Raw genomic sequence first — 7039 nt, 5'->3', positions numbered from 1 at the left:
ACTTTTGCAAGGTTTTAAACCTACAGAGGTTATTTTTCAGAAATCGAAACGACAGGCATTTACCGAGCACTTCGGCGACCGTTTTTACACTTTTGGTTTAGACGAATGGCCTTTTACCACTGATTTTGGGAACGAAACGCTGATGAAACACTTTGAGGTTTCTTCGTTAAAAGGTTTTGGTGTAGAGCGTTTACAGAGCGGAATTGTTGCTGCTGGTGTTATTCTACACTATTTGGGCGAAACGGAGCATCGTAATCTACAACACATCAGTTCGATCGGCCGTATTGAGGAAGACCGTTACATGTGGTTAGACCGTTTCACCATTCGCAACCTGGAATTGGTGAATTCGCCTAACGACAATGCCGTAACCTTGTTCGATATTTTGGATCATACCTGTACGCCAATGGGCGCACGTTTGTTGCAGAAGTGGATCATCATGCCCTTAAAAGAATTGAAGCCCATCCAGGAGCGACTTGGAATGGTGGAGTATTTTGTAAAACATGAAGAATTACAAGGCGAATTTTTAAATAACATTAAACAGATTGGCGATTTAGAACGACTCATTTCTAAAGTCGGCCTTCAACGCGTTGGTCCGAGAGAATTGGTTGCTTTAAAACGCGCACTTTACCATATTGAGGCGGTAAAAAAACTGGCTGCCAATTCTAAAAACCCTTTCCTGATTAAAATAGCGGATCAGTTAAATCCGTGTTTAGCCATTAGGGAGAGAATTGAAAGGGAATTACAGCCCGAACCACCAGCTTTGCTGATTAAAGGAAATGTAATTGCAGACGGAATTGATGAAGATCTAGATCGCTTGCGTAAAATAGCTTTTGGTGGTAAAGATTATCTGGTTCAGATACAAAAACGTGAAGCAGAAGCAACGGGTATCCCATCGTTAAAAATCGCCTTTAATAATGTTTTCGGCTATTATTTGGAAGTTACCCATACCCATAAAGATAAAGTGCCAGCAGGCTGGATCCGTAAACAAACGCTGGTAAATGCCGAACGTTACATTACACCGGAGCTTAAAGAATACGAAGATCAGATTTTGGGTGCGGAAGAGAAGATACAGGCTATCGAAATCCGTTTATACAACGAACTGATGTACGAAACAGCCAGTTACATCAAACCGATCCAACTCGATTCGTTTTTAATTGCGCAGCTGGATTGTTTACTGTGTTTCGCACAGTTAGCGGCCAAAAACCATTATAACAAGCCAAAAGTTACCGAAAATAAAGTGCTTGATATTAAAGGTGGCCGCCACCCGGTAATTGAGAAACAATTGCCCGTTGGAGAAGAATACATTACCAATGATGTATATCTCGATACGGAAAGTCAACAGATTATTATGATTACTGGTCCCAACATGGCGGGTAAGTCGGCCATTTTAAGGCAAACGGCGTTAATTGTACTGATGGCGCAAATGGGATCATTCGTTCCTGCTAAAGATGCTGAAGTAGGTATTGTAGATAAGATTTTTACCCGGGTAGGGGCATCTGATAATATTTCTTCAGGAGAAAGTACGTTTATGGTCGAAATGAATGAAACGGCCAGTATCCTGAACAACATTTCGGATGACAGTTTAATCTTACTTGATGAAATTGGGCGTGGAACGAGTACCTACGATGGCATTTCAATCGCCTGGGCCATTGCCGAATTTTTGCATCAACATCCAACTGCCAGACCAAAAACCTTATTTGCTACGCACTACCATGAATTAAATGAACTGGCCAATACTATGCCGCGCATTAAAAACTTTAATGTATCGGTAAAAGAAATGACCAATAAAGTTATCTTTTTACGGAAACTCGTTCCTGGTGGCAGTGAGCATAGTTTTGGTATACACGTAGCGAAAATGGCTGGTATGCCAAGCAAGTTAATTGGTCGCGCGAATGAGATATTGAAAAAACTCGAAATAGACCGTACAGAAGGTCAAAGTATAAAAGACAGCATTAAAAAAGTGCAGAACCAGGCTTATCAGTTACAGATGTTTGCTATTGATGATCCTGTTCTGGTTAAAATCCGCGATACATTGAATAATTTGGATGTAAACGCATTAACGCCTGTAGAAGCTTTGTTGAAACTGGACGAAATACAACGATTAATTAAAAATTAACCACAGATAAAAAGGATGAACACAGATGTTAGTATTATAAATATCTGTGTGAATGTGTGATCAAAAGAATTAAAAATTATGATAAAAACTAAATATTCTTTTTCTTTATTTTTAGTTCTCTCAATCATCATAACTTCTTGCGGAACAAGAAAATACACCGTTAAAAGTGATACGAAAGCTTCGAAAGCGGCAGATGCAATGGCAAATTTACAGAGCAAACCGCTCTATCGTTTCATTACCGATTGGACAGGTGTAAAATACCGTTTTGGGGGTTTAGATAAAGGCGGTATTGATTGTTCTGGTTTTGCTTTTTTATTGGAGAAAGAAATTTACGGAGTTACACTTCCGCGTATTTCCCGCGAGCAAGCTAATGTGGTGAAGTGTAAAAATATAGATAATTTAAAAGAAGGAGATCTGGTGTTTTTCTCTTTTGGCGGTAATGATGTAGATCATGTAGGGGTATACCTCAATAATGGTTTTTTCGTACACGCCAGCACTACCAGAGGCGTAATTGTTGATGATTTAACGCTTCCTGCTTATCAACGTGTATTGGTTAAATCGGGATCGGTGAATTAGTTAATTCCTATACTTGTCGTCATGCTGAACTTGTTTCAGCATCTTATTACTCAAAATGAATTACAATGAGTATTATTCTTTTAAAGACCCTGAAACAAGTTCAGGGTGACGGACGTTAAAAACAAAACAATCCCCACCAAATTTCGTTATTCATTTATGCGTATATTTTTCATAATCTGCTTATCTTTAACCACTTATTTCGCTACAGCGCAGGTAACATTGCTCAAGTTGGATGAGTTGGATAAACGCATCGCTAATGGAAAAGATACAACTTATGTAATCAATTTCTGGGCCACCTGGTGTTCACCATGTGTGGCTGAGTTGCCGAATTTCGAGAAATTACGTTTAGCCAATTTAAAAAAGCCTGTTAAGGTGCTTTTGGTGAGTTTAGATTTCAAGTCAAAATTGCAAAAGGAAGTGATTCCATTTGTGTTGAACAATAAAATTAATGCCGAAGTATTTCTTTTAAACGAACCCGATCAGCAACAGTATATTGAACGGATAGACAAAAAATGGTCGGGTGCTATTCCTGCTACATTATTTGTAAACAAGAAAGCCAGACGTTTTTACGAGAAGGAATTTACAGAAACTGAACTGAAAAATACTTTGTTAAACTTAAAATAGATCGTTATGAAAAGATTGATTTTAGTGGCTTTTATGCTGGTTTCAGGATTCGCATTTGCCCAGACTGAAGGTTATAAAGTGGGCGATGTAGTAAAAGATTTCTCGCTGAAAAACGTAAACAACAAAATGGTTGCCTTGGCCGATTACAAGGATGCAAAGGGCTATATTGTGGTTTTTACCTGTAATACCTGTCCGGTGGCAAAAGCTTATCAGGAGCGTATCTCTGCTTTAAACGCAACTTATGYTGCAAAAGGTTATCCTGTTGTGGCCATTAATCCAAACGATGCTGGGGCCGTTCCGGACGAAAGTTTCCAAAAAATGCAGGCACTGGCCACAGAAAAGAAATTCAATTTCCCTTATCTTCTAGATCCCAACCATGCGGTAACCAAACAATTTGGTGCTACCAGAACACCGCATGTTTTTGTGCTGAACAAAACCGATAAAGGAAATGTTGTTGAGTACATTGGTGCCATAGATAACGATCCGGAAGAAGCAAACAGTACAAAAGTAGAGTATGTTAAAAATGCAGTTAACGAATTATCCATCGGTAAAAAACCTGCAATTGCATCAACTAAAGCTGTTGGCTGTGGTATAAAATGGAAAAAAGGCTAAACAAAAAGGTTGTATTATAATATTTAGCATCTCGAGAGGTTGATGACAGGTTTTGGCGGTTCGTCATTCCCAACTTGATTGGGAACCACGAAGTGCTCATGAGTGCCTCTGAACAAAGGAAAACTTATGAATAATCGTAATGCAAGCGCTTTAAGATTCCCGCCTGCGCGGGAAAGACGACGACGCTGTTAGTCTGTCAATAGTAACCTGTCGAAGGGCCCGTTTAAATACGCCTTAAAGTATTTCGACGACTTGTCCCGATTTTCATCGGAGGCTCTCCGTAGGAGTCCTTTGGACAACATGACAGCGTCTGAGGTGAAATCGCCTTTATGAACCCCCTCTTGGTTTTAAATATACCTTAACCACCATTGCCTGTGTGTTTCCTTATATCGTTTAAACCACCTGCATGGAAGATACAAAGAGGCCACCACGCAAAGCCATATTAAATACACGATTGGTAAACCAAAGCCAAAGGCTGCAGGTCTAAATAAAAATGGAACCTGTACAATTTCTTTGTTGCTATGTCCTGTGGCAAAAAATATCACAATTAAGAGGGTGTGCAACAGATAAAAGTGTATTACATAATAAAAGAAGGGGACAGCACCGTATACAGAAGTTATCCTGGCAAACCGGTTGCTCAGTTTTTCAGTAAAGGCCAAAAATAACATGGCCGGACCTAAAGTCATAGCGATATACTGTAAAGATGGCGGATATTTGTTTACATTAAAAAAAGCAAGCACGTTTTTAAAGAAATCGTGATATTCTTTTCGCGGAACGGGATCGCCATATATATTGATCAACCTCAGGGAGATAAACACAAAGATAGTGAGCAAACCTACAATTAATAAATTGCGCTGCCGGCGGTCGGCGGCGTAACCTTTTTTATACCAGGCACCAACGCCATAGCCCACAAACATCACGCCTGTCCATGGGAGGATGGCGTAAAATACACCAACAAAATGATTGGCAGAAAGCGGCACAACGGTTCCTGATGCCGTGAAAAATATTTTTAAGATCAAGCCACCATTTGAATCTGGTGGAGCAGGGAATAAATTGAAAAGATTATGCCCAAAAACCAATATCAGGCCGGTTATCAGCACAGTTTTATACGAAATTCGACTGGCCAATCCAAGGAATATCATACTGGTTCCTATAGCCCAGATCACCTGAAGAATAATAAAATTATATGTTCCATTAAAGGTTAACCCGAATGTGATGACAACAATTTCTATCAGTATTAACCATAAACCCCGTTTTAACAAAAATGAACTCGCCTGGGCTGCCGTTTTGTTCTGTGCCGATAAATAAGCAGATAATCCTGATAAGAAAACAAAGGTTGGTGCACAAAAATGTGTAATCCAACGGGTAAAAAACAACATCCCCGTAGTGGTGTCTGGATTTAGCGGATCGCCGGTCATGGCGCCAACATGAAAGAAATCTCTTGTATGATCCAGTGCCATAATGATCATCACTAATCCGCGGAGTATATCAATAGATAAAATTCGTTTTGATAGGGGACTGTTATCAGCATTCATATAAATAGGTTTGGTTATTTAAATATACTCATTCAAAATTATTTTTACTGACATAATTATTACCTTTAGGTCCGTCAAAAATGTTATCTGAATCAATTTCAGTATGATGCATAAGAAAATCGATTTAGGAATAGTTTAATTGACTATAGTGATTTTGATGTTCGAAAAATTATAATAATATTTGTTAAGCGCTAACCGAATAAAATCTTACCACTAAATTTATCATAATCGATAATATATAGATTTCGTTTAGTAGAAATTAAACCAAAATATCATAACACATCATAATGAAAAGAAGAACATTTATACAAAACACAGGCTTGTTAGGGGCAGGAGTTGTCGCATCGAAATTTTCTTTTGCCGCTAATCTCGCACCGGAATTCCCTGTGGTACGTGTAGCTGCCGCAAAACGGCACTTTCAAAGTAAAGCTGTAGATGCCGCAATTAAAACTTTCCAGGCAAACGTTAAAAACCCCGAATTGGCCTGGCTGTTCGAAAACTGTTTTCCCAATACTTTAGATACTACGGTTTACCATTCAGAAAAAGAGGGTAGACCAGACACTTATGTAATTACCGGTGATATTGATGCGATGTGGTTGCGCGATAGCTCCGCACAGGTTTGGCCATATCTTCAGTTCGTAAACGAAGATGAACCACTTAAAAAATTGATAGCGGGCGTAATTATCCACCAAACGAAATGTGTTTTAAAAGATCCTTATGCAAATGCTTTTTATGGCGATGCCACAAAGGTAGGTGAGTGGAAAACCGATAAAACGGCCATGCCATTTTTCCATTCCTGGTTCCTTCTAACTTTTTTGCGGTATCAAGCTTAAAGCAGGCAGCAGAAATGATTAAAGCTTTACAGCATGACCAGGCTTTGGAAAGCGGTTTGTTAAACCTGGCTGATGAAGTGAGTGCAGCGCTACAGAAACACGCTATCGTTAGTCATCCAAAATATGGTAAAATTTACGCCTTTGAGGTAGATGGTTTTGGAAGCTCGTATCTGATGGACGATTCTAATGTACCAAGCTTGTTGGGCTTACCTTATTTAGGTGCAATGAAAATTGAAGATCCGATCTATCAGAATACGAGGAAATTCGCCCTTTCTAAAGATAATCCGTATTTCTTTAAAGGAACAGCTGCCGAGGGAATTGGTGGGCCGCACGCTGGTCAGGATATGATCTGGCCAATGAGTATCACAATGMGTGCTTTAACTTCAAAAAATGATGCAGAGATTAAAGCCTGTATCGAAATGTTACGCAAGACACATGCTGGTAAAGGTTTTATGCACGAGTCTTTCAATAAAGACAACCCGGCAAACTTTACAAGGGCTTGGTTTGCTTGGTCTAACACCTTATTTGGTGAGTTACTTTGGAGAACCTACCACGAAAAACCAGCTTTATTAAAAGCTTAATATAACCGACCGTATTGATTGTTGTTAATGACTGATATTGACTTCAGTTCAATTCCCAATCAATACGGTTTTGTTTTATCTTTCCATACATTGTATCAGAAATTGCCAATGCCCATAAAGGTATCTTTTACGTCTAAAAAAACATATTCACACTGAACTTAC

The 7039-nt window shown here is 39.1% G+C and carries 7 protein-coding genes; 6 read left to right on the top strand and 1 reads right to left on the bottom strand.

Going from position 1 to position 7039, the window contains the following annotated elements:
• From mutS to AC1DPQ_RS14125, 4 genes are all read left to right on the top strand, one after another.
• Positions 1-2116: DNA mismatch repair protein MutS (mutS, locus tag AC1DPQ_RS14140; RefSeq protein WP_477609844.1), on the top strand; the 2116-nt coding region annotated here is incomplete at its 5' end.
• A 78-nt stretch (positions 2117-2194) separates the two neighbouring features.
• Positions 2195-2692, top strand: coding sequence for a C40 family peptidase (locus tag AC1DPQ_RS14135; RefSeq protein ID WP_477580474.1), 498 nt, complete (start codon positions 2195-2197; stop codon positions 2690-2692).
• Positions 2693-2848: 156 nt separating this feature from the next.
• Positions 2849-3316, top strand: coding sequence for a TlpA disulfide reductase family protein (locus AC1DPQ_RS14130; RefSeq protein WP_477580472.1), 468 nt, complete (start codon positions 2849-2851; stop codon positions 3314-3316).
• A 6-nt stretch (positions 3317-3322) separates the two neighbouring features.
• Complete coding sequence (locus tag AC1DPQ_RS14125) at positions 3323-3928, top strand: thioredoxin family protein (RefSeq protein ID WP_477609842.1); 606 nt, start codon at positions 3323-3325, stop codon at positions 3926-3928.
• A gap of 347 nt (positions 3929-4275) precedes the next feature.
• Here the strand turns inward: AC1DPQ_RS14125 and AC1DPQ_RS14120 are convergent, their stop codons facing one another.
• Positions 4276-5463: an acetyltransferase domain-containing protein gene (locus tag AC1DPQ_RS14120; protein WP_477609840.1), complete on the bottom strand. Its 1188-nt coding sequence runs from the start codon at positions 5461-5463 to the stop codon at positions 4276-4278.
• A 287-nt stretch (positions 5464-5750) separates the two neighbouring features.
• Between AC1DPQ_RS14120 and AC1DPQ_RS14115 the strand changes: the two genes are divergently transcribed.
• Both AC1DPQ_RS14115 and AC1DPQ_RS14110 read left to right on the top strand, forming a co-directional pair.
• Positions 5751-6296, top strand: a complete 546-nt coding sequence (locus AC1DPQ_RS14115) for a glycoside hydrolase family 125 protein (RefSeq protein ID WP_477609838.1) — start codon at positions 5751-5753, stop codon at positions 6294-6296.
• Positions 6248-6877, top strand: a complete 630-nt coding sequence (locus tag AC1DPQ_RS14110) for a glycoside hydrolase family 125 protein (protein WP_477609846.1) — start codon at positions 6248-6250, stop codon at positions 6875-6877. Before AC1DPQ_RS14115 ends, AC1DPQ_RS14110 begins: the two co-directional genes overlap by 49 nt.
• The last annotated feature ends 162 nt before the right edge of the window (positions 6878-7039 follow it).

The organism is Pedobacter sp. 01T416_2, assembly GCF_056398925.1.
Note: the sequence above shows the minus strand (reverse complement) of the source record. Positions and strands in the feature narration are given on the sequence as shown.